General features: G+C 69.5%; 23 protein-coding genes and 2 tRNA genes. 15 read left to right on the plus strand and 10 right to left on the minus strand.

Annotation, left to right across the window (positions count from 1 at the left end; genetic code table 11):
* From dnaA to ACPWUT_RS00045, 9 genes are all read left to right on the plus strand, one after another.
* The gene (dnaA, locus tag ACPWUT_RS00005; RefSeq protein WP_284528436.1) at positions 1-1,419 is read left to right on the plus strand and encodes a chromosomal replication initiator protein DnaA; all 1,419 of its coding nucleotides are present in this window, start codon (positions 1-3) and stop codon (positions 1,417-1,419) included.
* Between the two features lie 453 nt (positions 1,420-1,872).
* Positions 1,873-3,021: a DNA polymerase III subunit beta gene (gene dnaN, locus ACPWUT_RS00010; protein ID WP_284528437.1), complete on the plus strand. Its 1,149-nt coding sequence runs from the start codon at positions 1,873-1,875 to the stop codon at positions 3,019-3,021.
* Between the two features lie 91 nt (positions 3,022-3,112).
* The gene (recF, locus tag ACPWUT_RS00015) at positions 3,113-4,297 is read left to right on the plus strand and encodes a DNA replication/repair protein RecF (RefSeq protein ID WP_425839296.1); all 1,185 of its coding nucleotides are present in this window, start codon (positions 3,113-3,115) and stop codon (positions 4,295-4,297) included.
* Positions 4,290-4,784, plus strand: a complete 495-nt coding sequence (locus ACPWUT_RS00020; RefSeq protein ID WP_284528439.1) for a DUF721 domain-containing protein — start codon at positions 4,290-4,292, stop codon at positions 4,782-4,784. The genes recF and ACPWUT_RS00020 overlap by 8 nt, the downstream gene beginning before the upstream one ends.
* A 122-nt stretch (positions 4,785-4,906) precedes the next feature.
* The gene (gyrB, locus tag ACPWUT_RS00025; RefSeq protein ID WP_284528440.1) at positions 4,907-6,949 is read left to right on the plus strand and encodes a DNA topoisomerase (ATP-hydrolyzing) subunit B; all 2,043 of its coding nucleotides are present in this window, start codon (positions 4,907-4,909) and stop codon (positions 6,947-6,949) included.
* 191 nt (positions 6,950-7,140) lie between these two features.
* A complete protein-coding gene (gene gyrA, locus ACPWUT_RS00030; protein WP_425839300.1) occupies positions 7,141-9,747 on the plus strand; it encodes a DNA gyrase subunit A in 2,607 nt (868 codons plus the stop codon).
* Positions 9,744-10,148 carry a DUF3566 domain-containing protein gene (locus ACPWUT_RS00035; RefSeq protein WP_284528442.1) on the plus strand — a complete coding sequence of 135 codons (405 nt, stop codon included), beginning with the start codon at positions 9,744-9,746 and terminating at the stop codon, positions 10,146-10,148. The genes gyrA and ACPWUT_RS00035 overlap by 4 nt, the downstream gene beginning before the upstream one ends.
* An 81-nt stretch (positions 10,149-10,229) precedes the next feature.
* A tRNA-Ile gene (locus ACPWUT_RS00040) sits at positions 10,230-10,303 on the plus strand.
* A gap of 17 nt (positions 10,304-10,320) precedes the next feature.
* Positions 10,321-10,393: transfer RNA gene (locus ACPWUT_RS00045), tRNA-Ala, on the plus strand.
* A 58-nt stretch (positions 10,394-10,451) separates the two neighbouring features.
* Here the strand turns inward: ACPWUT_RS00045 and ACPWUT_RS00050 are convergent.
* Together ACPWUT_RS00050 and ACPWUT_RS00055 are read right to left on the minus strand one after the other, a co-directional pair.
* Complete coding sequence (locus ACPWUT_RS00050) at positions 10,452-12,086, minus strand: DUF1501 domain-containing protein (RefSeq protein WP_425839303.1); 1,635 nt, start codon at positions 12,084-12,086, stop codon at positions 10,452-10,454.
* 10 nt (positions 12,087-12,096) lie between these two features.
* Complete coding sequence (locus ACPWUT_RS00055) at positions 12,097-13,716, minus strand: DUF1800 domain-containing protein (protein ID WP_425839306.1); 1,620 nt, start codon at positions 13,714-13,716, stop codon at positions 12,097-12,099.
* A 133-nt stretch (positions 13,717-13,849) separates the two neighbouring features.
* Between ACPWUT_RS00055 and ACPWUT_RS00060 the strand changes: the two genes are divergently transcribed.
* Complete coding sequence (locus tag ACPWUT_RS00060; RefSeq protein WP_284528445.1) at positions 13,850-14,278, plus strand: NUDIX hydrolase; 429 nt, start codon at positions 13,850-13,852, stop codon at positions 14,276-14,278.
* Between the two features lie 9 nt (positions 14,279-14,287).
* Here the strand turns inward: ACPWUT_RS00060 and ACPWUT_RS00065 are convergent, their stop codons facing one another.
* Both ACPWUT_RS00065 and ACPWUT_RS00070 read right to left on the minus strand, forming a co-directional pair.
* A complete protein-coding gene (locus ACPWUT_RS00065) occupies positions 14,288-14,782 on the minus strand; it encodes an aminoacyl-tRNA deacylase (RefSeq protein ID WP_425839310.1) in 495 nt (164 codons plus the stop codon).
* On the minus strand, positions 14,779-15,351 hold the full coding sequence (locus tag ACPWUT_RS00070) for a DNA helicase (protein WP_284528447.1): 573 nt from the start codon (positions 15,349-15,351) through the stop codon (positions 14,779-14,781). Before ACPWUT_RS00070 ends, ACPWUT_RS00065 begins: the two co-directional genes overlap by 4 nt.
* Before the next feature lie 123 nt (positions 15,352-15,474).
* On the opposite strand from ACPWUT_RS00070, the gene ACPWUT_RS00075 reads away from it, so the two are divergent.
* Positions 15,475-16,032 (plus strand): peptidylprolyl isomerase, encoded by a 558-nt coding sequence (locus ACPWUT_RS00075; protein ID WP_284528448.1) that lies wholly within the window; start codon positions 15,475-15,477, stop codon positions 16,030-16,032.
* A gap of 27 nt (positions 16,033-16,059) precedes the next feature.
* Positions 16,060-16,932, plus strand: coding sequence for a rhomboid family intramembrane serine protease (locus ACPWUT_RS00080; protein ID WP_284528449.1), 873 nt, complete (start codon positions 16,060-16,062; stop codon positions 16,930-16,932).
* 186 nt (positions 16,933-17,118) lie between these two features.
* On the opposite strand, the gene ACPWUT_RS00085 is transcribed toward ACPWUT_RS00080, so the two are convergent.
* On the minus strand, positions 17,119-17,358 hold the full coding sequence (locus tag ACPWUT_RS00085) for a cell division protein CrgA (RefSeq protein WP_284528450.1): 240 nt from the start codon (positions 17,356-17,358) through the stop codon (positions 17,119-17,121).
* Between the two features lie 70 nt (positions 17,359-17,428).
* Here ACPWUT_RS00085 and ACPWUT_RS00090 point away from each other — a divergent pair, with 70 nt between their 5' ends.
* The 3 genes from ACPWUT_RS00090 to ACPWUT_RS00100 are packed head-to-tail and all read left to right on the plus strand — an operon-like array spanning position 17,429 to position 18,991.
* Positions 17,429-18,199, plus strand: coding sequence for a class E sortase (locus ACPWUT_RS00090; protein ID WP_284528451.1), 771 nt, complete (start codon positions 17,429-17,431; stop codon positions 18,197-18,199).
* Positions 18,199-18,357 (plus strand): hypothetical protein, encoded by a 159-nt coding sequence (locus tag ACPWUT_RS00095; RefSeq protein ID WP_284528452.1) that lies wholly within the window; start codon positions 18,199-18,201, stop codon positions 18,355-18,357. The genes ACPWUT_RS00090 and ACPWUT_RS00095 overlap by 1 nt, the downstream gene beginning before the upstream one ends.
* Positions 18,350-18,991 carry an anthranilate synthase component II gene (locus tag ACPWUT_RS00100; protein WP_284528453.1) on the plus strand — a complete coding sequence of 214 codons (642 nt, stop codon included), beginning with the start codon at positions 18,350-18,352 and terminating at the stop codon, positions 18,989-18,991. The genes ACPWUT_RS00095 and ACPWUT_RS00100 overlap by 8 nt, the downstream gene beginning before the upstream one ends.
* Positions 18,992-19,003: 12 nt before the next feature.
* Here ACPWUT_RS00100 and pknB read toward each other — a convergent pair whose 3' ends face one another.
* The 5 genes from pknB to ACPWUT_RS00125 form a co-directional block, all read right to left on the minus strand.
* Positions 19,004-20,686, minus strand: a complete 1,683-nt coding sequence (gene pknB / locus ACPWUT_RS00105; protein ID WP_425839317.1) for a Stk1 family PASTA domain-containing Ser/Thr kinase — start codon at positions 20,684-20,686, stop codon at positions 19,004-19,006.
* Positions 20,687-20,782: 96 nt separating this feature from the next.
* On the minus strand, positions 20,783-22,555 hold the full coding sequence (locus ACPWUT_RS00110) for a serine/threonine-protein kinase (protein ID WP_425839320.1): 1,773 nt from the start codon (positions 22,553-22,555) through the stop codon (positions 20,783-20,785).
* Positions 22,552-24,009, minus strand: a complete 1,458-nt coding sequence (locus ACPWUT_RS00115) for a peptidoglycan D,D-transpeptidase FtsI family protein (protein WP_284528456.1) — start codon at positions 24,007-24,009, stop codon at positions 22,552-22,554. Before ACPWUT_RS00115 ends, ACPWUT_RS00110 begins: the two co-directional genes overlap by 4 nt.
* A gap of 58 nt (positions 24,010-24,067) precedes the next feature.
* The gene (locus ACPWUT_RS00120) at positions 24,068-25,411 is read right to left on the minus strand and encodes an FtsW/RodA/SpoVE family cell cycle protein (RefSeq protein WP_425842321.1); all 1,344 of its coding nucleotides are present in this window, start codon (positions 25,409-25,411) and stop codon (positions 24,068-24,070) included.
* Positions 25,412-25,440: 29 nt separating this feature from the next.
* Entirely contained in the window at positions 25,441-26,721 is a 1,281-nt protein-coding gene (locus ACPWUT_RS00125) for a PP2C family protein-serine/threonine phosphatase (RefSeq protein WP_284528458.1), read from the minus strand.
* Between the last annotated feature and the right edge of the window lie 11 nt (positions 26,722-26,732).

Raw genomic sequence — 26,732 nt, forward strand, 5'->3', positions numbered from 1 at the left:
ATGACACACCACGAACCGCCCGACGTCCCGGTCTGGTCCGCGGTCCTCGATGTGCTGCGCGTCGACGAGCGCGTGACGCCGCAGCTGCAGGGGTTCCTCAACCTCGCCGTCGCGCAGGGCGTGATGGGCGGCACGCTGTACCTCGACGTGCCCAACGACCTGACGGCGGCGCAGCTCAACAAGCGGCTCCGCACACCGATCATGGAGGCGCTCTCCCACGTCGACGCCGAGCCCGGCGCATCGACCTTCCGCGTCGTCGTGAACCCCGAGCTCGCCGACGCGCACCTCACCGCGCCCGTCCCGGTGCAGGCCGCCACGAACTCGACGCCGGTGAGCCGGCCTCCGCTGGAGGACTACCCCGAGCCGGCGCTGCCGCCCTCGCGCAACGACACGCGGCTGAACCCCAAGTACACGTTCGACAACTTCGTCATCGGACAGTCCAACCGGTTCGCGCACGCGGCGGCGGTCGCCGTCGCCGAAGCGCCGGCCAAGGCCTACAACCCGCTCTTCATCTACGGCGATTCCGGACTCGGCAAGACGCACCTGCTCCACGCCATCGGCGACTACGCGCTCAGCCTCTACACCGGCATCCGCGTGCGCTACGTGTCGAGCGAGGAGTTCACGAACGACTTCATCAACTCCATCGCCAACAACCGCGGATCCGCGTTCCAGGCGCGCTACCGCGACGTCGACATCCTCCTCATCGACGACATCCAGTTCCTGCAGGGCCGCGCCGAGACGCAGGAGGCGTTCTTCCACACCTTCAACACCCTGCACGACCACGACAAGCAGGTCGTGATCACCAGCGACGTGCCGCCGCGCCACCTCACCGGCTTCGAGGACCGCATGCGCAGCCGGTTCGAATGGGGCCTCATCACCGACGTCCAGGCGCCCGACCTCGAGACCCGCATCGCGATCCTCCGCAAGAAGGCCCAGTCCGAGCGCCTGCTCGTGCCCGACGAGGTGCTCGAGTACATCGCGACCAAGGTCTCCTCGAACATCCGCGAGCTCGAGGGCGCCCTCATCCGGGTCTCGGCCTTCGCGAACCTCAACCGCTCCACCCTCGACATCTCGCTCGCGCAGACCGTGCTCCGCGACATCGTCGACCAGGACGACGCGAACGTCATCTCCCCGACCGACATCATCACCGCCACCGCGCAGTACTTCCGGCTGTCGGTCGACGATCTGTACGGCTCGAGCCGCTCGCAGTCGGTGGCCACCGCCCGCCAGATCGCCATGTACCTGTGCCGCGAGCGCACGAATCTGTCGCTGCCGAAGATCGGCCAGCTGTTCGGCAATCGCGACCACACCACCGTGATGTACGCGTACAAGAAGATCAGCGAGCTCATGAAGGAGCGCCGCTCGATCTACAACCAGGTCTCCGAGATCACGACGCAGCTCGGCCGCGTCGGCCGCTGACGCGCCCCGCCGCTCCCGCAGAGGCGCTCATGCCGCCGCCGGCACGCGTATTCCGTGATCGGCGCTTGACATCCGCGCTGCCGACGCTCCATCATTCGCGTTCTACACAGTGTGGACAGCCTGTGGATAACTTCGCGTCGAGGTCGGATGATTGTGAGCGGATCCGGCTGTCCTGTGGATGAGCGCCGTCGGTCCCGGGTCGGCGCGATCCCACTCCCCACGCGGATTCCGCAGCTCGCCCACAACTTACACGCGTGTGGTTCCCGCGTGCCGACAGGCATCGGCCGACTTATCCACAGTTTCCACAGCTGTTAACACCATGACAGAGAACTATCTCTATGAAGCCGATCCGATCACCTCGAGGGCGGCGGCCTGTGAGCGGGCGCCTCTTCCGAATCACACGGGTCGGGGCACTAGCATGGGAGAGCCCTACTCGACCCCAAGGGAGCCCCAGTGAAGTTCCACGTGAATCGCGATGTGTTCAGCGAGGCCGTGTCGTTCGTTGTGAAGCTCCTGCCGCAGCGCAATCCCCAGCCCATCCTGGCCGGTGTGCTGATCGAGGCATCCGAGTCCGGTCTGTCCCTCGCGGCGTTCGACTACGAGGCGTCGGCGCGCACGACGATCGAGGCCACCGTCGACGAGCCGGGCACGATCCTCGTCCACGGCCGTCTGCTCTCCGAGATCGCGAGCCGGCTCCCGAACGCACCGATCCAGATCGAGCAGGACGACGAGAACGGCATCGTGCTCACCTGCGGGTCGGCCCGCTTCACCCTCGCTTCCATGCCGGTGCAGGAGTACCCCGCCATCCCCGAGGTCTCCGGCGAGGCCGGCCTCGTCCCGGCCGAGGACTTCGCCACCGCGATCGCACAGGTCGCCTTCGCCGCGTCCCGCGACGACGTCACCCCGGTGCTCACCGGTGTGCAGCTCGAGGTGGCGGGCAACGAGCTCAGCCTCGTGGCGACCGACCGCTATCGCGTGGCCCTGCGGCAGATCCCCTGGGATGCCGGCACCACCACCACCTCCGGCGACGAGGCCACCGCCGCACTCGTCCCCGCGCGCACGCTGACCGAGGTCGGCAAGACCTTCGCGCACTCGGGCGACATCCAGGTCGCGTTCTCCGGCTCGGGCGACCGCGAGATCATCGCCTTCACGGCCGGCAACAAGACGGTGACCTCGCTGCTGATCAAGGGCAACTTCCCGCCGGTGCGGCGCCTGTTCCCCGAGCAGACCGATCACTACGCGGTCGTCAACACGGCCGACCTGATCGAGGCGGTCCGCCGCGTCTCCCTCGTGCTCGACCGCTCCGCTCCGCTGCGGTTCACATTCACCGACGAGGGCGTCTCGATGGACGCGTCCGGCACCGAGCAGGCCCGCGCGACCGAGTCGGTCGACGCGACGCTCACCGGCGAGGACGTCACCCTCGGCCTGAACCCGCAGTACCTGCTCGAGGCCCTCGGCGCCGTGAAGAGCGAGTTCGCCCGGGTGACCTTCACCTCCAGCGAGAACGCGAACAAGCTCAGCCCGGTGCTGATCACGCCGCAGACGTCCGGTACGCCCGAGAGCTTCAAGTACCTCCTGCAGCCGAACCTGCTGCTGCGCTGATCTTCGGCGTTTCGTCTCGCTGCGCTCGCTCAACGACCGGGCGGGTGCGCGGACTCGCGGCGACGTCGGTCACGAGAACTAGGCTGACGGGGTGATCGTGGAGCAGCTCAGTCTCGTCGACTTCCGCAACTATGCGGCCGCCGACGTGACCTTGCACCCGGGCACGAACGTCTTCGTCGGCCGCAACGGCCAAGGCAAGACGAACCTCGCCGAGGCGATCGGGTACTTCGCCACCCTCGGCTCCCACCGGGTGTCGCAGGACGCCCCGATGGTGAGGCACGGGGCTGATGCCGCGATCGTCCGCACGCGGCTCGCCCACGGGGAGCGCACGGTGATCCTCGAAGCGCAGCTGAACCGCACGGGGTCCAACAAGGCCCGGGTGAACGGATCTGCGGTGAAGTCGGCCGAGCTGCCGCGGTACGCCCAGGTCGTGCTGTTCGCCCCCGAGGACCTGCAGATCGTGCGCGGCGACCCGTCCGCGCGCCGGCGCTTCGCCGATCAGCTGCTCATCCAGCGCGCTCCGCGCATGTCGGCCGTGCTGTCGGACTACGACCGCGTGCTCAAGCAGCGCACGGCGCTGCTGAAATCGGCACGCGCCCGCGGCATCCGCGGCGAGGAGCTGACGACCCTCGATGTGTGGGACGACAAGCTCGTCCAGCTGGGCACGCAGGTCATCCGCGCGCGCCTCGCCCTGGCCGACGATCTGGCCGCTCCGCTCTCCCGCGCCTACACGACCATCGCCGGCGCCGATCATCAGCCCGAGCTCGAGTGGGCTCTTACCGTCGACGGCGCACGAGCCGACGACGACGACGAGAGCGAACGGGGCGGCGCCGCCCCGGCTCCGGCCGTGCGCGGTCGCTCCACCGAGGAGGTGGAGTCACGGTTCCGCGCGATGCTCGCCGCGAAGCGCCCCGCCGAGCTGGAGCGCGGGGTCACGCTCGTCGGCCCGCACCGCGACGACCTCGTCCTGCGCGTGCGGGGCCTTCCCGTCAAGGGATACGCGTCGCACGGCGAGTCGTGGTCGGTCGCCCTCTCGCTCCGCCTCGCCTCCGCCGAGCTCCTGCGCGAGCACTCGCTGCTGGGCGACCCGGTCCTGATCCTCGACGACGTGTTCGCCGAGCTCGACGCCGACCGTCGGTCGCGGCTGGCCGGGGTCGTCGCCGGTTTCGAGCAGGTGATCGTGACCGCGGCGGTCGAGGCCGATGTGCCCGAGGCGCTCCGCGCCCGCACCGTCTATGTCGAGGCGGGGACCATCCGGGAGAGCGCCGATGCCTGAGGACGAGGTCGAACCGGTTCCCGAGACGATCTCCACCTATCTGCGCCTGCGCGGGCTGGAGCCGTCGCCGCGCGGCAAGCGCCGCCGGCGCCGGCGGGACGATGACGACGAGAACCAGCCGTTCACCGCCGGTCGCGACCCCAAGGGCCTCGGCGATGCGCTCGCCGACCTCACCCGGCAGTCCGGATGGAACTCGCAGCTGGCGCGCGAGGACCTGGTGCTGCAGTGGGAGCAGGTCGCCGGCGAGGAGACCGCCCGTCACGCGGCTCCGGTCGCACTCTCGGACGGTCTGCTCACCGTGCAGTGCGACTCGACGGCATGGGCGAAGAACCTCCAGCTCATGCGCGGCGCCATCGTCACCGAGCTCATGAGCAGGTTCCCGGATGCGGGTGTCGAGAACGTGCGTTTCATCGGTCCGGACGTCCCCTCCTGGAAATGGGGCCCCAGAGCCGTTCCAGGGCGCGGTCCTCGCGATACCTACGGATAATCCAGGTCCCGCGGCATCCGGAGGGATTTCAGCGCGCCACAGCGCCGTTCAGGCGCCGAAAAGCACGCCCGGACGGCTAGACTGGAGGGAGTGTGGAATCCGATCTGGAGTGTTCGAAACCTATGACGTCCGATAACCCCGACACCGTTCCCGAGGTCGACCCCCAGCAGCCGACTGAGCGGGTGCAGAACGAGTACGGGGCCGATGCCATCCAGGTGCTCGAAGGCCTCGAGGCGGTGCGCAAGCGGCCCGGCATGTACATCGGCTCGACCGGTGAGCGCGGCCTGCACCACCTCGTCTACGAGATCGTCGACAACGCCGTCGACGAGGCGCTCGCCGGCTACTGCGACACCATCCATGTCACGATCCTCGAGGACGGCGGCCTCCGGGTCGTCGACAACGGCCGAGGGATCCCCGTCGACCCGCACTCGTCCGACCCGACCAAGTCGACCGTCGAGGTCGTCCTGACCGTCCTGCACGCCGGAGGAAAGTTCGGCGGTGGCGGTTACGCGGTCTCCGGCGGTCTCCACGGCGTCGGCTCCTCGGTGGTGAACGCGCTCTCGACGAGGTTCGAGGTCGAGATCCGCCGCCAGGGGCACGTGTGGCGGCAGTCCTTCTCCGGCGGCGGCAAGCCGGATGGACCGCTCGCGAAGGGCGAGGAGACCGACGAGACCGGCACCATCGTCACGTTCTGGCCCGACGACTCCATCTTCGAGACGGTCCACTTCGACTACGACACGCTCCGCACCCGCTTCCAGCAGACCGCTTTCCTCAACAAGGGGCTGCGGATCACGCTGAGCGACGAGCGCCCCGACTCCGCGTACATCGTCGACGGCCCCGACGGCACCGCCATCTCGACGCAGCCCCACGACGACTTCCTCTACGAGCGCGGTCTCGTCGACTACGTCGAGTACCTCAACAAGGTGCGCAAGGCCGAGGTCGTCAACGAGGAGATCATCGAGATCGAGTCGGAGGACACCGTCCGCCACATCTCGCTCGAGCTCGCGATGCAGTGGACGACCAGCTACACCGAGAACGTCTTCACCTTCGCCAACACGATCAACACCCACGAGGGCGGCACCCACGAAGAGGGCTTCCGCGCGGCGCTGACGACGAAGATCAACAGCTACGCGCGCGAGAAGGGCATCCTCAAGGAGAAGGACGACAACCTCACGGGCGACGACATCCGCGAGGGCCTGACCGCGGTCATCTCGGTGAAGCTGTCCGAACCGCAGTTCGAGGGGCAGACGAAGACCAAGCTCGGCAACACCGAGGCGAAGGCGTTCGTGCAGAAGATCGTCGGCGACCAGCTGACCGACTGGCTCGACCGCAACCCCGCCCAGGCAAAGCGCGTCATCACGAAGGCGCTCGACGCGGCGACCGCACGACTGGCGGCCCGCAAGGCCCGCGAGACCGCCCGGCGCAAGAGCGTGTTCGAGTCGGCGTCCATGCCCGACAAGCTCAAGGACTGCACGAGCAAGGACCCGTCGATCAGCGAGATCTTCCTCGTCGAGGGCGACTCGGCCGGCGGCTCGGCCGTGCGCGGTCGCGACCCCGAGACCCAGGCGATCCTGTCGCTGCGCGGCAAGGTCCTCAACGTCGAGAAGGCGCGGCTGGACCGCGCGCTCGGCAACAACGAGATCCAGGCCATCATCTCGGCCTTCGGCACCGGCATCGGCGAGGACTTCAACGTCGAGAAGGCGCGGTACCACAAGATCGTGCTCATGGCCGATGCCGACGTCGACGGTCAGCACATCACGACGCTGCTGCTGACGCTGCTGTTCCGCTACATGCGCGGGCTGATCGAGGCCGGCTTCGTGTACCTCGCGATGCCGCCCCTGTACCGGCTGAAGTGGTCGAACCACGAGCACGAGTACGTCTTCAGCGACCGGGAGCGCGATGCGCTGCTGGCCGACGGCCTGGCCAACGGCAAGCGCATGCCGAAGGACTCGGGCATCCAGCGCTACAAGGGTCTGGGCGAGATGAACCCGAAGGAGCTGTGGGAGACGACGATGGACCACAACACCCGGACGCTGCGCCAGGTGACCATCGACGACGCCGCGGCCGCCGACGAGATCTTCTCCGTCCTGATGGGCGAGGACGTCGAGTCGCGCCGCAGCTTCATCCAGCGCAACGCGAAAGACGTCCGCTTCCTGGACATCTGACCACCACTATCCACCTCCCGCTGCGCAGCGGCCGGGACGACGAAGACGAAGAGAAGGGCGGAGGGATGCGTGCTTCCGGACGATCGGGGTGCCGCGAAGCGGCGGGGCCCCCGCTCTTGTCCTGAAGCACGCATCCCGTAGCCCTGGCCCCCCTCCCGGAGCCCGCCCGAGCATGACGAAGACGAGAAGACATGACTGACGAAGTACGCCCCGACCCGACGGCCGCTCACAACCACGGCAACATCGACCAGGTCGACCTCCAGGTCGAGATGCAGCGCAGCTATCTCGACTACGCGATGAGCGTCATCGTCGGACGCGCCCTCCCCGATGTCCGCGACGGCCTGAAGCCGGTTCACCGCCGCGTGATCTACGGCATGTACGACGGGGGCTACCGTCCCGACAAGAGCTTCAACAAGTGCGCCCGCGTCGTCGGCGAGGTGATGGGTCAGTATCACCCGCACGGCGACGGCGCGATCTACGACGCGCTCGTCCGGCTGGTCCAGCCGTGGTCGCTGCGCTATCCGCTCGCCGACGGCCAGGGCAACTTCGGCTCGCCCGGCAATCAGGGTGCGGCCGCCCCGCGGTACACCGAGACCAAGATGGCCCAGCTCGCCATGGAGATGGTCCGCGACATCGACGAGGAGACCGTCGACTTCGAGGACAACTACGACGGCAAGACGCAGGAGCCGACGGTCCTCCCGGCCCGCTTCCCGAACCTGCTGGTCAACGGCTCGGTCGGCATCGCGGTCGGCATGGCGACCAACATCCCGCCGCACAACCTCCGCGAGGTCGCCGACGGCGCGCTGTGGGCGCTCGAGAACCCCGACGCCTCGCGCGAGGAGCTGCTCGAGGCGCTGATGTCGCGCATCCAGGGCCCGGACTTCCCGACCGGCGCCCAGATCCTCGGCACCAAGGGCATCCGCGAGGCCCAGCGCACCGGCCGCGGGTCCATCACGATGCGCGCGGTCGTCAACGTCGAGGAGATCCACGGTCGCACGTGCCTCGTGATCACCGAGCTGCCGTACCAGGTGAACCCCGACAACGTCGCGATCAAGATCCGCGACCTCGCCCGCGACGGCAAGATCACGGGCATCGCCGACATCCGCGACGAGACGAGCGACCGGACCGGCCAGCGCCTGGTCATCGTGCTCAAGCGCGATGCGGTCGCGAAGGTCGTGCTGAACAACCTGTACAAGCACACGCAGCTGCAGGAGAACTTCGGCGCGAACATGCTGGCGATCGTCGACGGCGTGCCCCGCACCCTCGCGCTCGACGGCTTCATCTCTTACTGGATCGAGCACCAGGTCGAGGTCATCGTCCGCCGCACGGCCTACCGGCTGCGCAAGGCCGAGGAGCGGATGCACATCCTCCGCGGCTACCTCAAGGCGCTCGACGCTCTCGACGACGTCATCGCGCTGATCCGCCGTTCACCCACCGTCGACGAGGCCCGCGAGGGTCTGAAGACGCTGCTGGAGATCGACGACGCGCAGGCCGACGCGATCCTCTCGATGCAGCTGCGCCGTCTGGCAGCCCTCGAGCGGCAGAAGATCATCGACGAGGCGGCCGAGCTCGAGCTCCAGATCGCCGACTACAACGACATCCTCGCCACCCCCGCCCGTCAGCGCGAGATCATCCGCGACGAGCTCACCGGCATCGTCGACAAGTTCGGCGACGAGCGCCGCACCCACATCCTGCACGGGTTCGACGGCGACATGTCGATGGAGGACCTCATCCCCGAGGAGGAGATGGTCCTCACCGTCACGCGCGACGGCTACATCAAGCGCACGCGCAGCGACAACTACCGCTCGCAGCACCGCGGCGGCAAGGGCGTGAAGGGCGCCCAGCTGCGCGCCGACGACATCGTCGAGCACTTCTTCGTCACGACCACGCACCACTGGCTCCTCTTCTTCACGACGAAGGGCCGCGTCTACCGCACGAAGGCTTACGAGGTTCCCGAGGCCGGGCGCGATGCGAAGGGTCAGCACGTCGCGAACCTCCTCGCGCTGCAGCCCGGCGAGGAGATCGCGCAGATCCTCGACATCCGCGACTACAGCGTTGCGACCTACCTGGTGCTCGCCACCCGCGACGGCAAGATCAAGAAGACGGCGCTCTCCGACTACGACACCAACCGCCAGGGCGGGATCATCGCGATCCGCCTGCGCGGGCAGGAGGAGGAGGACGGCGACGAGGTCGTCAGCGCGCTCCTCGTCGACGAGACCGACGACATCCTGCTGATCTCCCGTCAGGGCATGTCGCTCCGCTTCACCGCGACCGACGACTCGCTGCGTCCGATGGGACGATCGACCGAGGGCGTCAAGGCGATGACCTTCCGCGAGGGCGACAGCCTGCTCTCCGCGTCGGTCGCCGGCGACGACGGATTCGTCTTCGTGGTCACCCAGGGCGGCTACGCCAAGCGCACCTCCGTGGACCAGTACCGCGTGCAGGGCCGCGGCGGCCTCGGCATCAAGGTCGCCAAGCTGAACGAGGATCGCGGCGATCTCGCGGGCGGTCTGATCGTCGGCGAGGACGACGAGGTCTTGGTGGTTCTTGCCAGCGGCAAGGTGGTACGCTCTGCCGTGGCCGAGGTCCCTGCCAAGGGACGCGACACCATGGGCGTCGTGTTCGCCCGCCCCGATGACGACGATCGCATTCTCGCGATCGCGCGCAACGGGGAGCGTGGACTGACCGAGGCCGCTGCCGATCCCGCCGGAACCGAGCCGGTCGCGGAGTCCTCCGAAGGGCCCGCTGCGCCGGAGGACGCGGCCCCCCAGACCCCCGAAGAAAGTCCTGAAGCATGAGCACAGTAGCTGACAAGCTCGCGAAGAAGTCGTCGAGCAAGACCAGCGCCAAGCAGGTCCGCCTCCGCTTGGTCTACATCGACTTCTGGTCGGCCGTGAAGCTGTCGTTCCTGGCGGCCGTCGCCCTCGCGGTGGTGACCCTCATCTCCGTGCTGCTGGTGTTCCTCGTGCTGCAGACCACGAGTGTGCTCACCCAGCTCGAGGAGCTGCTCCTGGCCTTCACCGGCAACGAGTTCCGGCTCACCGATGTGGTGAACCTGCCGCAGGTGATGGCGTTCGCCGCGATCGTCGCGATCCTGAACCTCATCGTCGTCACCGTCCTCGGTGCGGTCGTCGCCGGGATCTACAATCTGATGGTCAAGGTGACCGGCGGTCTGCTCGTCGGCTTCACCTCGAACTGACGGCATCGTCCCGGATTTCGGATTACCTCGCGATTCGGGTAAAGTCTTGGAGGTTGACGGCGCTGGCGCCGGTCTCCAGACGGGGCTATAGCTCAGGCGGTTAGAGCGCTTCACTGATAATGAAGAGGTCCCAGGTTCAAGTCCTGGTAGCCCCACACAACATCTCCCTCTCGGGGCCTTAGCTCAGTTGGTAGAGCGCCTGCTTTGCAAGCAGGATGTCAGGAGTTCGAATCTCCTAGGCTCCACAACTCTCCTCCACCGGCCGTCGAGCGAGCGCAGCGCGACGCAGCGACGTGGACACCGCTACTTCTTCTTCTTCACGGTGCCCCACGAGAACACCTTCGTCTTCGGCTTGTAGCCCTTCGCCGTGTAGGTCACTTTCACGCGCAGCCCGTAGCCGCGATACGTGGCCGGGATCCGGAAGGAGCGCGTCGTGCGGCGCTTCTTGACCTTCCCGCTCTTGACCGTCTCCCACCGGTAGCTCGTCTTGACGCGGGCCTTCTTGCCGGCCGCGGTCAGCCGGGGAGCCGGTGCCGTGACCTTCGAGCCCACGCGGCCCGACCCGGCGCGCTTGCCGTACGAGGAGAAGAAGCTCGACGGCATCGTCTTGACGACGGGGGTGCTCGGGCCGGTGTCGCCGCCGGTGACGAGGGGGGCCATGAACCCGAGCCGCCGATGCTGGAACTGGGGGAAGATCGCCGCGAGGCTTCGCTCGGGGTACAGCGCCGCCACCACTTCGCTCAAGACGTCGCGATAGTCGGTCGTCACGGCCAGATCGGCGTTCTGCGTGTTCTCCAGTCCCGGCCACCGGCCGTAGTAGCCGCCCTTCACGCCGGCACCGAGCACGAACATGACGTTGCCGTGTCCGTGGTCGAGGCCGCCGTTGCCGTTCTCCTTCACGCGCCTACCGAACTCGGAGATCGTGACGAGGGTGACCTTCTTGTCCATCGCGCCGAGATCGGAGAAGAAGGCGGCCAGACCCTTCCCCAGTGGCTCGGCCATGTTCTTGAGGTTGCCGTTCGAGAGGTCGCCCACCCACTGGTGGTGATCCCAGGACCCCTGATCGATCGTGATGACCTCGGCCCCGACATCGGCTTTGATCACCTTCGCCGCACCCTGCAGCGCCTCGCCCAGGCTGCCCTTCGGATACTCGACGGTGCTCGTGACCGCGCCGCGCGCGGCCGCATAGGCCTGCGCGACGGCCAGGGCACGCCCGCCGCCGCTCGCCACGGCATCGGGCGCGTCCGCCCAGAGTCCCCGCAGTGCCGTCTCCCACCCGGCGGCATCGCTTCCCCCCGGTCCGACGACCTTGAGCTTGTCGAGCCCGGCCGTCGACACCGCCGGCGCGGGACCTGCCAGCTGCGTGGCCAGCACCGTCTCGCCCAGCTGCAGGGCTGTGGTGTCGCTCGCGCCGCCGGCTCGCACGGAGATGAGCCGGTTCAGCCACCCGACCCGCGCCTGCGAGCCGGGGTCGGCATCCTCGACCTCCTCCATCGCGGCGAAGTGCGACCGTGTCGTCACCGCCTGACCGGTGGCGTGGACCGCGGCGACACGTCCCGCCTTCCACAGCGGCATGATCGGGGCGAAGGCGGGATGCAGGCCGAACTGCGCGTCGCCGGCCAGCAGCTTGTCCTTCGGCACGGCGATGTTCGGGCGCGCCGCGTAGTAGACGGGGTCGGCATGCGGCACGACCAGGGACAGACCGTCGGCGGCGCCGCGCAGCGACAGCACGACGAGCACGCGGTCCGCCTTCCGTCCCCCCGATGCGTACGCGGTCTCGACGAAGGCGTCGCCGAACACCGAGGCGGCGACGAGGCCGAGTCCGATGCCGAGCGCGGATCGGATGGCCGTGCGTCGCGACACGCTGGACGCGAAGTCGTCGCAGCCGGCGGCGAGCGGATCGGCGACGGTGGGACCGGAGTGGGGGGATTCGATCACGGCGCCGTCCCTATCGGAGGTAGAAGAGCGGTTGGTTGAGCACGAGCGCGAGCACCCAGGGCATCTGCCACCGCACGATGGAGTGCTGCGCGTTCACGGGCGCCGACGGGCGGACCTTCGTGGCCGTGCACACGGCCTCGAGGAGACCGGAGGTGGACCCCTGGCCCGTCATCCGCCGGGCGAGATGATCGACGAACTCCGCCAGGGTGAGCTCGGGCTGGGGCAGCCGCTTCGCGGCCGGGACGTGCGTCGTGTCCTTCGTCGGCCACCATCCGCCCGACAGGGTCCAGTGCGCATCCCAGGAGGCGAGGAAGCGCGACGGAGAGTTCCACGCGTCGTTGTGCTGCGGCGGTCCGTCGGGCCGGGGGTGCGACCAGGCGCTCGCACCGATACCGCCCGCCATGTAGTGCGCCTGCACGGCTCCGGTGTCCTGCGCGGTCGGCTTCGCGAACGAGACGCCCAGCGCGCGGTTCACCGAGACGAGCTCGTCGGTCGGCGTCTTCACCTTCGCCCCGGACGACGCCCAGAACTCGGGGTGGTCGACGAGCGCACGGAGCACGGGCCGGATCTGCGTGCCGTTGTCGAGATAGACGGACGCGAGGTGCTCGATCAGCGCCGACGAGGGACTGTCGCTCACGAACCGTCGTGCGAGCTTGCGCGCGATCCGCTCGGCGGTCGCGGGATGCCGGGCGAGGTAGGAGAGGTAGGCCCTCACGGCGGCGCGTCCGTCGGGGTCGGAGTTGGGGTGGGAGAAGCCCAGCACCGTCACCGGAGCGGTGTCGTGCCAGGTGGGATCGTAGGACACCTGCCATGTGGACCACGTGTCGACGCGGTAGCCCGTGAGGAGACGGGCCGACGCCTTCACAGCGTCTTCGTCGTATCCCGCGCCCTTGCCGACGGTGTGCAGTTCGAGCAGCTCCCGACCCAGGTTCTCGTTGACCGAGCGCTTGGTCGAGCGGGCGTTGTCGAGCGAGCATCCCATCGCGGGATGCACCGTGGCCGCCTGGAGAAGCTCCTCGAAGCTCGTGAGCGCGAGCTCGCGCATGCGGTGCCCGAACGCGATGCGGAACGGGAAGACCCCGTCATCGTGGATCGGGATGTAGAAGTGGTCCTCCCAGAACTCCGTCATCAGCTCGAGCACCTGTCGAGTCGACTCCTGGCGCCTCACCATGGCGTACCCCGCGTAGGCGGCCATCGCCCGCCAGGCCGGCTCCTCCCCGCTGCGGTCGCGGGCGACGATGTCGAGGGGATCCGCGGTGATGCATCGCCACCAGGAGTCGAGGCCGGCGGCCGTGGCGGACTCGGCGACATCCTGCGGCGCCAGTTGCGTCTCGAACCACGCCCGCGGGCCTCCCGCCTCGCGCACCGCAGCCAGCGCGGCGGGCTGGAATCCGTACGTCCAGCGGCGGATCACGTGCAGTTCCTCGTCGGTCGCGACGGGCGTCGCGGGGTAGGCGACCGGCGCGTAGCTGTCGGCCGCGTGAGCGACGGGGGCATCGAGCAGGGGCACCGTGAGGGCGGCCGCCGACGCCGCAGCGACACCGCCGAGGAAGCTGCGGCGCGGAAACAGGGGCGTCGACGGTGGAGGAGCGATCGCCGATTCGCCCGCGGGGGGGACGCGGGGAGTCATGCGCCGCAGTATAGCGTCACGCCCCTCCGACGCAGGAGAGCCGAAGAATGTGGCGCAGATCGTCGCCATTTCGTGAGCGAAGCGGGCCTTTGCGCCACGTTCTCGGCGCCGCGGTCCCAGTAGGGTGACGGGCATGGACCTGCGCGTCGCGGCCTACGCCGTCATCACCGACGATGACGGCCGGGTGCTGCTCGCGCACTGGCACGAGGGCCGGCGCTCCTCGTGGACGCTTCCCGGCGGCGGACTCGAACCCGGCGAGGATCCCGAGGTGGCCGCGCGCCGCGAGGTGAGGGAGGAGACCGGCTACCGCGTCGAGCTCGACGGCCTGCTCGGCATCGATTCGCGCGTCATCCCCGCACGCCAGCGCGTGCGCAGCGGACACGATCAGCCGCTGCACGCGCTCCGCATCATCTACCGGGCGCACATCGTCGGCGGCCGGCTGCGCAACGAGGTCGACGGCTCGACCGATCGTGCCGAGTGGTTCCCCGTCGCCGCCGTCGGCGAGCTGCACCACGTCAAGCTCGTCGACGTCGCGCTCCGCCTGGCGGGACTCGCGGACTGAGCTGCCGCGTCAGTTCGATGCGACGGGCTGCGAGATGTCGGCGACGGTCGCGCCGTACGCGGCGATGAGCGCGTCGGCGTCCACGAAGAGGCTGTAGCCGTGAGCGCCGGCCCCCATCGCGACCCGCCTGCCGGTGATCGACTCGTCGGCGAAGATCGGCCAGTCGGTGGTGCTCCCGAGGGGGACGATCGTCCCGCGCTCGTAGCCGGTCGCCACGAGGGCGCGCTCGGGATCGGGGAGCTGGAGCTTGTTGACGCCGACGACCGCGCGCAGCTTCGGCCAGGAGATCGCCTTGTCACCGGGGATGAGTGCGAACAGGTAGGTGTCGTCGGCGCGCTTGACGACCAGCGTCTTCACGATGTCCGCGGGCTGCAGACCCAGGAGCGCCGCGGCCTCCTCGAGGCTGCGCGCAGCGGGGCGCTCGCGGATCTCGATGTCGAGTCCGTGCTCGGATGCCGCAGCGCGGACCCGATCCAGGCCCGCGCTGCCGTGTCCGTCGGTCACGCGTCGGGTGCGCGGAGCGGGTCGTCGGCGACCCAGAGCTCGTCGTCCGCGCGGAGGGTCTGCCACGCCGCATACAGCACGCCGGCGGCCGCAACCACGCCGAAGATGATCGCCAGCACGCCGCCGGCGCCGATGCCCTTCTTGGCGGGCGGGGCGACGACGAGCTTCTTCGCGGCGTTCTTGCCGTACTTCTGCGCGTTCTTCTGGAGCTTGGCGACGTCGATGGAGCCGAAGCCGCGGCCCGATGCGAGCGCCTCGCGCTTCTCGTTGGCGGCGTCCCAGACCGACAGGGCCGAGCCGATGACCGCGCCTGCGGCCGGAGCGACCCGCTCGTTGTAGAGCTTGGCGGAGGTCCTCAGTCCCTGGTCGACGTAGGGTGCGGCGTACTTCTCGTAGCCGTGCTGCACCGTCGGCACGACGTGCTCGCGGTTGTAGTGACCCAGCTGGCGGCCCGCCTCGCGCGCGACCTCACCGGCCTGACCGATCAGGACCTGCTGCGACTCCCACAGGGTGTTCGCGTGCTTCTGGAGCTTGCGGAGTTCCTTCTTGCGCTTGCGGCTGAGGCTCACGGGGTGCCCTCCCTTGTACGGCTCGCCCTCTGCGGGCGCGCCTGGCTCGTCTGAGTGACCTGGTCCCATCTTGCCAGACCCCGCAGAGCGCGCCAGGGGTTGACAGATGTGAGAATGGTGAGCATGCCGATCCACACCGCAGTCGCGACGATCCACACCAACCACGGCGACATCGTCGTCAACCTCTTCGGGGACCACGCGCCCCGCACCGTGCAGAACTTCATCGGCCTCGCCGACGGCTCGCAGGCCTGGACGAACCCGGCGACGGGCAAGCCCGGCGAGGGCCCCCTCTACACCGACGTCATCTTCCACCGCATCATCCCGAACTTCATGATCCAGGGCGGCGACCCGCTCGGCCAGGGCGTGGGCGGTCCCGGGTACACCTTCAACGACGAGATCCACCCCGAGCTGACGTTCGGCTCGCCGTACCTGCTGGCCATGGCCAACGCGGGCCTCCGCCGCAACGCGATCACGGGTCAGGCCGAGGGCACGAACGGCTCGCAGTTCTTCATCACGACCGACCCCACGCCGTGGCTCAACGGTAAGCACACCATCTTCGGCGAGGTCGCCGACGACGCCTCCCGGGCCGTCGTCGACGCGATCGGCGCGGTTCCCACGGGTGCGGGCGACCGTCCGGTCCAGCCCGTCGTGATCTCGTCGATCGACGTCGTCGCGGCCTGAGTCCGCGACGGGGCCTCGGCGCAGCACGTGACGACACCGGACTACCGGGCCGACCCGGAGAACTTCTGCTATCGGCATCCCGATCGGCAGAGCTTCGTGCTGTGCCAGCGGTGCACCCGCACGATCTGCCCGGAGTGCCAGACGCAGATGCCGGTGGGCGTCATCTGCCCGGAGTGCCTGCGTGACCAGCAGAAGGCGGCGCAGGCGACGCGGCCGCCGCGCTCGCAGCGGATGCTGCGGGCGGTCCGCTCCTCGGACGAGCGCCCGCTGGTCACCTACGGCCTGGTCGCCGTCACGCTGCTGTTCTACCTGATCGGGCTGATCCCCGGCGGGATCGGCGATCAGGTGCAGTCGTGGCTGGCGTTCAACAGCGGATTCCTCGTGCCGGGCCCGTTCTTCCAGCCGTGGCGGCTGCTGACGGTGACCCTCGTCCACGCGAGCATCTGGCACGTCGCGCTGAACATGCTCGCGCTGTGGGCCCTCGGTCGCAGCCTCGAGCCGCTGCTCGGACGATGGCGGTTCGCGGTGCTGTACCTGCTGAGCGCGCTCGGCGGCTCGGTGCTCGTGGCGCTGCTGGCCCCGGGCACCTGGGTGGTCGGAGCATCCGGCGCGGTATGGGGTCTGCTCGGCGCCATGTTCGTCATCGGCCGCCACCTCGGTGTGAACGTGACGGCGATCGCCGTGCTGCTGGGACTGAACCTGGTGATCACCTTCCTGCCGGGCTCGAACATCTCGTGGCAGGCGCACATCGGCGGCGGACTCGTGGGCCTGCTCGTGGGGTTCGTCTTCGCGCGGACGCGGGCGGTCCGTCAGCAGCGCACGCAGAAGCTCCTGCTCGCGGCGACCGCCGTGGGCCTGCTGGCTCTCCTGGTCGTGCCGCTGCTGGTGTACTACAGCTGACACCCGCCGATCACTGGTCGCGCGGCACTTCGCACAGGGTATCCACACCTGTGAATGACACCGGTGTAATTCATCCCCACCTGTGGACAGAGCTGTGGATAACTCCCGCCGACGACGCGCCGGGATACGACGAGACGCCGCCTCGGCGAACCGGGGCGGCGTCTCGTGTGCGCGGGTGCGGGCGGGTCAGCGCCAGCGCGTGGTCATGAGGAACCCGACGAAGGCGATGCCGAAACCGATGACGAGGTTCCATGCGCCGATGTCGGGGATCGGGAAGCGCGATCCGCTGAGGTAGAAGACGATCACCCAGATCAGTCCGATGATCATCAGACCGAGCATGATCGGCTTGAACCAGACCGGGTTCGGGGCGGGCTCGCCCTCGTGGTGCTCGACGATCGGGTCGCCGTCGTTGCCTGAACGTGCCATGCGAACGATCCTATCGTCCAGTGCCCGTTCACCAGCAGCCATCCATGCGTGGTGTGGGAGAATCGGCGGCATGGGGGAGAACGCGGCGGCGGCACCGCGCCCGCGGCGACGCGGTGCGACGATCGCAGGCGTGCTCGGCGAGCTGCTGATCACCGCCGGCGTGATCGCCCTGCTGTTCGTGGCGTGGCAGCTGTGGATCGGCGACTGGATCATCGGCTCGCAGAAGCAGGCCGAGGCGTCGCAGCTGACGCAGACGTGGGCGCAGGAGTTCGCGAGTGCGACCCCCGCCGCGCCGTCGCCCACGGAGGAGCCGGCGGATCCCGGCGAGCCGATCGTCCCCGTGCTCGACCAGCCCCGCCACGGCGCCGAGTTCGGCGTGATGCAGATCCCCCGGTTCGGCAAGGACTGGAAGTTCACGATCGCCGGCGGCGTCACGCGCCCCGACATCCTGGACGAGGGCGAGATCGGCCACTATCCCGACACGGCGATGCCGGGCGAGGTCGGCAACACCGTCTACGCCGCGCACCGGTGGACCTCGGGCGCGCCGTTCGACCCCATCGACAAGCTCGTGGTGGGCGATGCCATCGTCATCGAGACCAAGGACGGCTGGTACACCTATCGCTTCCGCACGCTCGAGTACGTGCAGGACACCCAGGTCGAGGTGCTGCTGCCCGTCCCGCAGCAGGTGGGCGTCGAGGCCGATGGTCGCTACCTCACGCTCACCAGCTGCGCGCCGAAGCTGAACATGCTCGAGCGCATCATCGCGTACGCGCTGTTCGAGAGCTTCACCCCCCGCGCCGACGGACCGCCCGCCTCTCTCACCGAGGGGGTGAGCGCCTGATGTACGCCGCGCTGTGGCGCATCCTGCCCGGTCCTGCCTGGGTGCGCGTGCTCATCCTGCTGGCTCTGCTCGCCGCCGTCCTGTACGGCCTCTTCTGGTACGTCTTCCCGTGGGCGGCGCAGTTCATCACCCCGCAGGAGTCGACGATCGGTGGCTAGCGTGCCGCGGGTGCTCGTGGTGGACAACCACGACAGCTTCGTCCACACCCTCGTCGGGTATCTGCGCGAGCTCGGCGCCGAGACCGATCTGGTCGAGGCGGATGCCGTGAGCGATCCGGCCGCCGCCCTCGATGCGTACGCGGGAGTGCTCGTCTCACCCGGCCCGGGTGCCCCGGCCGACGCGGGGGCCTCGATCGCCGTCGTGCGCGCCGCGGCGGACCGGCGACTGCCGCTGCTCGGAGTGTGCCTCGGCCATCAGGCGCTCGCCGAGGCGTACGGCGCGACCGTGTCGCATGCGCCCGAGCTGCTCCACGGCATCACCTCGCCGGTGCACCACGACGGCAGCGCGCTGTTCGCGGGTCTGCCCGATCCGTTCGCGGCCACCCGCTACCACTCGCTGGCCGTGGTCCGTGAGACGGTGCCGTCCGAACTGGAGATCACCGCGACCACCGACTCGGGTGTGGTGATGGGCCTCGCGCACCGCTCACTGCCGCTGTGGGGCGTTCAGTTCCACCCGGAGAGCGTGCTGTCCGAAGGCGGCTACCGGCTCCTCGGCAACTGGCTGGAGCGCGTCGGCGTCGGGGGCGCGGCCCTGCGGGGGGCGGAGCTCACTCCCCACCGCCGCGTCGGCTGAGCGGCGCCGCCGTCACTCGCCGGTGCAGACGACGAGTTCGATCGTCGAGTGGATCGGCACATCGCCGATCGCCGACTGCGACTTCACGATCTGGTTCTCGGGATCGCCCGTGCAGTTCGGGTCCTCGACGACGCTCGGCGTCAGAGCGAGGTCCTCGGCCTCGAGCGCACGCTGCGCGGCGTCGAGGCGGTAGCCGGCCATGTTGACGACGGTCACCTTGCCGCTGGCCACCACCAGGTTCACCGTCGTGCCGACGGCGACCTCCTGACCCTGATCGAGGCTCGCGTCGATCACCGTGTCGGCCGGGAGGTCGGGATCGTTGCGCGTGGTCACCGTGCCGAGCTTCAGACCGGCATCGGCCAGCGCCTTGGTCGCCTCGCTGCGGGAGAGCGACTCCAGGACGGGCACGCTCGCGAGCTCCTGCCCGGTCGAGACGTACACCTTGATCTCCTGGCCGGGCGTCACCGTCGTGCCGGCGACCGGGTCGGTGCGGATGACGTTGCCCGCCGCGATGGTCTCGCTGCTCTCGTCGAGCTGCTGCCCCTGCAGGTCGTTGCGCCCGAGCTCCTCGTTGGCGCGCTCCCAGGACATGTCGATCAGGTCGGGCACCTCGCGGGCGGTGCTCGGCACCTCGGCCGTCGGCCGGATCATCAGCACCCAGATGAAGACGGAGACCAGCAGCGCCGCCAGCACGACCACGCCGGTCCAGATCCACGCCACGGGCGGCCCGGCCTGGGTGCGGCGCATCGTGGTGTCGGTGCTCAGCTGTCGCAGCGAGCGTGCCGTCTCGGCGGCCTGACGCGGGTTCGCGCCGTACAGCTCGCTGTGCAGAGCGCCGACCTGGCGCTTGCTCGGCGTCTTGCCGTCGACCGTCGCATCGAGGGTCTCGCGGAAGGTCGCGGCGTCGGGGAACCGCTGGAAGGGGTCCTTCGCGAGCGCGCGCAGCACGATCGCGTCGAGGGAGCGGGGCACGGTGCCCACCAGCTCGGACGGCGGGACCGGTGCCTCGCTCACATGCTGGTAGGCGACGGCGACCGGCGTGTCGCCGCGGAAGGGCGTGCGGCCGGTCAGCAGCTCGTAGAGCACCACGCCGGCCGAGTACAGGTCGGCGCGGGCATCGACCGGCTCTCCCTTGGCCTGCTCGGGCGAGAAGTACGAGGCGGTGCCGATGATCGCGGTGGTCTCGGCGACCGTCGAGGACGAATCGGAGACCGCGCGTGCGATCCCGAAGTCCATGACCTTCACCTGGCCCTGCTCGGTGACCATCACATTGCCGGGCTTGATGTCCCTGTGGACGACCCCGGCGCGATGCGAGTACTCGAGGGCCTCGAGGATGCCGTCGACGTAGCGCACCGCGTCGGGAACGGTGACGGGCCCGGCGGAGATGATGTCCTTCAGCAGCCGGCCCTGCACGAGCTCCATGACGATGAACGGCAGCGGGTGCTGCGTTCCGTCGGGGTCGGTCTCCACGTCCTCGCCGGCGTCGTAGACACGGACGATCGCGGGGTGCGACATGCGCGAGGCGGCCTGGGCCTCCAGGCGGAAGCGCGTGCGGAAGGCGTTGTCGGCGGCCAGCTCGCGCTTGAGGATCTTGATCGCGACGGTGCGGCCGAGCGTCAGATCCTGTCCGCGATAGACGGTCGCCATACCGCCGCGACCGACCAGTTCGTCGATGCGGTAGCGGCCCGAAAGCACGCGCGCCTCTGCTGCCACTTCACTCCCTGTGCTGAACCACGCCAGCCTATCCGACCGTTCCTGGGACAACGGAGGGAGCGACGCGGCGCGACGGGCTCAGCCGTCGGCGCCGTCGCCCTCGCCGTCACCGGTGTCGGCGGCCGGGACGATCGTCGCGGTGGCAGGGTCGGAGGTGGGCGAATCGCGTTCCCGCTCGCCGTTGGTGCAGTTCACGGCGTAGGACACCGACAGGGTGCCCGAATCGCCCACGACGATGTTCTGGGTGCGCGGGTCGGCGCTCGTGAACGACGCCGTCGTGTCACCCGTCTCGAAGGAGCCGCCTTCGACGACGAAGTTGTAGAACTGGACCGTCTGGGTGCCCGCCGGGCAGGTGAACCCGGGCCACACGACCTGCACGGTCGACCCGGCCTCCACAGAGCTGGCGTTGAGACCGCCCTCGATGCTCGGCGTGGTCGGCGTCGCGATCGGCGTCTCCGCGTCGTACACGGTGAGTTTCAGCGCCGTCGTGAACGGCACGTCGCCCTCGGGCTGCACGCGGTACACGAGGCCCTCCTGGTCCGCGGACGGTGCGGGGTCGCCCGCCGTGCACTGGACGCCGGCCGTGAAGCCCGCTCCCTGCGCGATGGACCGGGCGCTCTCGCACGTCTCGCCCTCGAGGTTCAGCGTCGCCACATCGACGCTCGTCGGCTCGGGGTCCGGACTGGGCGTGTTCGGCGGAGTGCTGGGCGCCGAGGACGACGGCGAGCTGGGAGGAGGCGAGCTCGGTGCCGGCTCCTCGCCGCCGCCGCCGTTGAGGAGCGCGAAGATGGTGCCCCCGAGGATGAGCAGCAGCAGGACGATGAGCGCGACCAGCGGCCACGTCCACGGGCTCCGCTTGCGCTTCTGCTCGGCGGGCTCATCGGTCTGCTCCACGCGCTCGTCGATGACCGACGTCGCGGGAAGCAGGCGCGTGGCCTGGTCGGTCCCCAGCCCGCCCGTGAGCAGCTGTGTCACGTCGTCGACGGCCGCGGCCCCCGCGATGGCGGGCACGATGGCGGCGGCGCCCGCGACGTCGCCGCGGCGCAGCGCGGTGGCCGCACGTGCCACCGCCGACGCGGTCGCCGGACGCTCGTCGGGCTTCTTCGCGATCATGCTCATCACGAGGTTCTGCACCGGGGTCGCCACCGTGGGCGGCAGCGGCGGGGGCGTGTCGTTGATCTGCGCCATCGCGATCGCGACCTGCGACTCGCCCGTGAACGGACGCTTGCCCGCAAGGCACTCGTACGCCACGATCCCGAGCGAGTAGATGTCAGTGGCCGGCGACGCCGCGTGCCCGGAGGCCTGCTCGGGCGACAGGTACTGCACCGTGCCCATGACCTGACCGGTCGCCGTCAGCGGGACCTGATCGGCGATGCGCGCGATGCCGAAGTCGGTGATCTTCACGCGGCCGTCGGGGGTGATCAGCAGGTTGCCGGGCTTGATGTCGCGGTGCACGAGTCCGGCGGCGTGGGCCGCCTGCAGCGCGGAGGCCGTCTGGGCGACGATGTCGAGCGTCTTGTCGCTGGACAGCGAGCCCTCGCGCTCGAGGATCGTCGACAGGGCCTCGCCGGGGACGAGTTCCATCACCAGGAAGGCGGAGCCGTTCTCCTCGCCGTAGTCGAAGACGCTGGCGATGCCCTCGTGGTTGACGAGCGCGGCGTGGCGGGCCTCGGCGCGGAAGCGCTCCAGGAAGCCCGGGTCGCCCATGTACTCGTCTTTGAGGATCTTGATGGCGACGGTGCGCCCGATCACATGGTCGGTGGCCTCCCAGACCTCGCCCATCCCGCCGATCGCGATCCGCGACTCCAGCTCGTAGCGCCCGCCGAAGCTCACACCCTGCGTCGGTCTCATCTGCTCAGCACCGCCTCAATGACTTTCTTCGCGATGGGGGCCGCGATCCCGTTACTCGTGCCGTTCTGGCCGAGTCCTCCACCGTCCTGCACCATCACCGCGACGACGACCTCCGGGTCCTCCGCGGGCGCAAACCCGGTGAACCAGAGGGTGTACGGATCGCCGGGGCCGTGCTCCGCCGTGCCGGTCTTCCCGGCGACGTCCACGCCGTCTATTCTTGCACCGCTCGCCGCGCCCTCACGGACATTGGCGATCATCATCGTGGTCATGGTCTCGGCCTGCTCGGCGGTCAGAGCGCGGCCGAACTCGGTGCTCTCGAACCGCTCCTGCTCGGTGAGGTCGGCGGCCACGACGGAGTCCACCATGCGGGGGTTCATGACCACGCCGTCGTTGGCGATGCCGGCGGCCACCATCGCCATCTGCAGCGGCGTCGCGCGCACGTCGCTCTGCCCGAAGCCGCTGAGCGCCGTCTGCGGCTCGTTGAGCACGGCGGGGTAGACCGACGCGGTCGAGGTGAGCGGGAGCTCGAAGGAGCGGTTGAACCCGTACTTCTCCGCCTCGGCGCGGATCGCGTCGTCGCCGAGGGCCACGGCCAGCTGCGCCATCGGGATGTTGCAGCTCAGGCGCAGGGCGTCGGCGAGGGTGACCTTCTCGCCGGGGCCGCACGTGCCGCGGTCGAAGTTGTGGATGTCGGTGCTGGTGCCCGGGAGCGTCCACGTCGCCGGGTTGTCGAACGTCGACTCGGGCGTGTACTGCCCCGATGCCAGAGCCGCCGACGCGACGACGAGCTTGAAGGTCGACCCGGGCGGGTCGAGGTCGCCGCCGATCGCCCGGTTGTAGAGCGGCTTGGCGGGGTCGGCGACGAGCTCGTCGTTCGCCTCGTTGACCGCCGCCGAATCGTGGGAGGCGAGCTGGTTCGTGTCGAAGGACGGGCTCGTGGCCATGGCGAGGATGCGGCCGGTATCGGGCTCGATCGCGACGACCGCGCCCTGGTAGCCGTCGAGGGCGTCGAACGCGATCTTCTGCAGCTCGGGGTCGAGCGTCGTGAGGACGTTGGAGCCGCGCGGCGGCTGACCGCTGACGATCCGCTCGATGCGGGCGAGGAACTGCGAGCTCCCGGTCCCCGCCAGCTGCGCGTTCATCGCCTGCTCGAGTCCCGTCCGGGAGTTCAGCACCGGGTTCATGTACCCGGTCACCGGCGCCCACATCTCGGCGTCGGGGTACTGGCGCTGCCAGCTGTACACGTCGTCGCTGGCGACCGAGGAGGCGATCACCTCGCTGCCGGCGAAGATCGATCCCCGCTGCACCTCGTACGAGTCGTACACGGCGCGCTTGTTGTGCGGGTTGGCCTGCAGCTCGTTGGCGGCGACCACCTGGATCCAGCTCGTCGCCCCGAGCAGGCCGAGGAACATCACCAGCATGACGATGCTGAGACGGCGCAGTTCCTTCGTCATGCCGACACCCCCGTCTCGTCTCGTCGCCCGGCTTCTCGCGACATGTCGCGCACCCCGCTCATCCGATCACCACGCGGGGCCGGGAGCGGACGGCGTCCGAGATGCGCAGCAGGATCGCGACGATCATCCAGTTCGCGATCAGCGAGGAGCCGCCCGCCGCGAGGAAGGGCGTCGTGAGACCGGTCAGCGGGATCAGGCGCGTCACGCCGCCGACCATGATGAACACCTGCAGCGCGATCGTGAACGACAGCCCCGTCGCCAGCAGCTTGCCGAAATCGTCCTGCCCGGCGATGCCGACGCGGATGCCGCGGCTCACGAACACCATGTAGAGCGCGAGGATCGCGAACAGGCCGACGAGGCCGAGCTCCTCGCCGAGGCTCGGGATGATGTAGTCGCTCCACGCCAGCGGGGTGATCCCGGGCCGGCCGAGGCCGAGGCCGGTGCCGAACAGGCCCCCCTGGGCGAGCCCGAACACGCCGCTTGCCAGCTGCAGGCTCGACCCGTCGATCGTCTCGGGGTTGAAGGCGTCGAGCCAGTTCGTGAAGCGCGCGTGCACGTACGGGAGCACCTGGGCGGCAGCCAGCGCACCGGCGACGGCGAGGGTGACGCCGATGATCACCCAGCTCGTCTTGCCGGTCGCGACGTAGATCATCGCGATGAACATGCCGAAGATCAGCAGTCCGGTGCCGAGGTCGCGCTGGAGCACGATGATGCCGAGCGAGACGCCCCACACCACCAGCACCGGGCCCAGCTCGCGCGCCCGCGGCCAGGTGACCCCGAGGAAGCGGGTGCCCACCGAGGCGAGCGCCTCGCGGGTGCGCACGAGGTAGCCCGCGAAGAAGATCGCCAGGGCGATCTTGGCGAGCTCGCCCGGCTGGAACGAGAAGAGCCCCGCCACCGAGACCCAGACGTCGGCCCCGGCCTCGACGCCCAGTCCCGGCACGAACGGGAGCAGCAGCAGCGCGATGCCCGCGAAGCCGAAGACGTAGGTGTAGCGGAAGAGGACGCGGTAGTTGCGCAGCGCGATGACGATCGCGATGGCGGCGGCGATCGCGATCGCCGACCAGGCCAGCTGGCGCAGCGAGAAGCCCTCCCAGCCCTCCCATCCCTTGCCGAGGTCGATGCGGTAGATCATCGCGATGCCCAGCCCGGTCAGCAGCGTGGCGATCGGAACGACGAACGGGTCGGCCGCCGGCGCCCGAAGGCGCAGCACGACGTGCAGGATCAGCGCGAGCACCGTCAGCCCGCCGCACAGGTAGAGGAACGTCCACTCGATCTCGCCCAGGACGCCCAGCTGCACGAGGGCCGTCGCGCTGCCGTTGACGAGGAACGCGAACAGCAGCAGCCACAGCTCGCGGTTGCGGTGGGTCTGCGGCATGCGGATGCGGCGCAGCGCCTTCATCACCTGGGTGTCGGCCTGGATCTCGGCGGTCACGGGGTCACCTCCGGCGTGGGCTCCGGCGTCGCCTCGGGCTCGGGCGTCGGTTCTGGCTCTGGGCGCAGGTTGTCGATGCGGGCCTGCGCGTCGGCGAGCGAGCGCACCGCGATCGTCTGCTCCACGGAGATGCGCTGGTAGGCACGGAGGTCGGCCAGCAGGATGCCGGTGTCCTCGTAGACCGACGCGAGCGAGATCGGGCCGATGTCCTGCGGGATCCCGCGGTAGATCACGACCGAGTCGTCGTCGGGACCGATGAAGTAGCGGGTCTGGGTCCACTGGTAGGCGCCGAACAGCGCGCCCGCGAGGGCGGCGAGCACCACGAGGAGTCCGACCAGCCACCAGATGCGGCGGCGGCGGGCGCGGCGGCGATCCTCCTCGATGACCTCCTCGAGGAACTCGGCGGCGGGCTCGAAGTGCGTGGGCTCGTTGGCGGCCTGGCGGCCCGGGTGCAGCCAGCTCGTGCGGCCGGGCCGCGCGGCGGGGACCTCGATGCCCTGCGGCGTCGAGGCCGACCCGACGATCGTCGGGGTGCCGCTGACGACGGGATGCGCTCCGCCGACGTCGACGAGGACGATCGTCACGTTGTCGGGCGCGCCGCCGTCGAGCGCCTGCTTCAGCAGCAGGTCGGCCGTGCGCCCCGGGGCCAGGCCCTGGCCGAGCACCTTGCCCGTGTGCGCGTCGTCGACCACTCCCGACAGGCCGTCGGAGCAGATGAGCCAGCGGTCGCCCGGCTGGGTCTGCATGACGAACGCGTCGATCTCGGGGTCGGGGTCCATGTCGCCCAGCACGCGCATGAGCACGGAACGGCGCGGGTGGTAGCGCGCCTCCTCGGGGGTGATGCGTCCCGAGTCGACCAGCCGCTGCACGAAGGTGTGGTCGGTCGTGATCTGCGTGAGGGCGTCGTCGCGGTACAGGTAGACGCGGGAGTCGCCGATGTGCGCGATCACGGCGTGGTCGTCGACCATCACGATCGCGCTGACCGTCGTCCCCATGCCGGCCAGCTCCGGCCGCACCACCACGGTGTCGATGAGCTCGGTTGCGGTGTCGGCGATGGCGTCCCGCAGCGCCCGCTCGGCCGCGGCGGTCGACGGGAAGGCGTGGTCGAGGTCCTTCAGGCGGTGGATCGCGAGGCTCGACGCGACGTCACCGCCGGCGTGGCCACCCATGCCGTCGGCGACCGCGAACAGGTTCGAGCCGGAATAGCCCGAGTCCTGGTTGTTCGATCGCACCTTCCCCGTATGGGAGATGGCGACACTCGAGCCCTCGAAGACCATGGATCGGCGCC

The sequence above is a fragment of the Microbacterium sp. PA5 genome, from assembly GCF_049860775.1.
Taxonomy (GTDB): Bacteria; Actinomycetota; Actinomycetes; order Actinomycetales; family Microbacteriaceae; genus Microbacterium.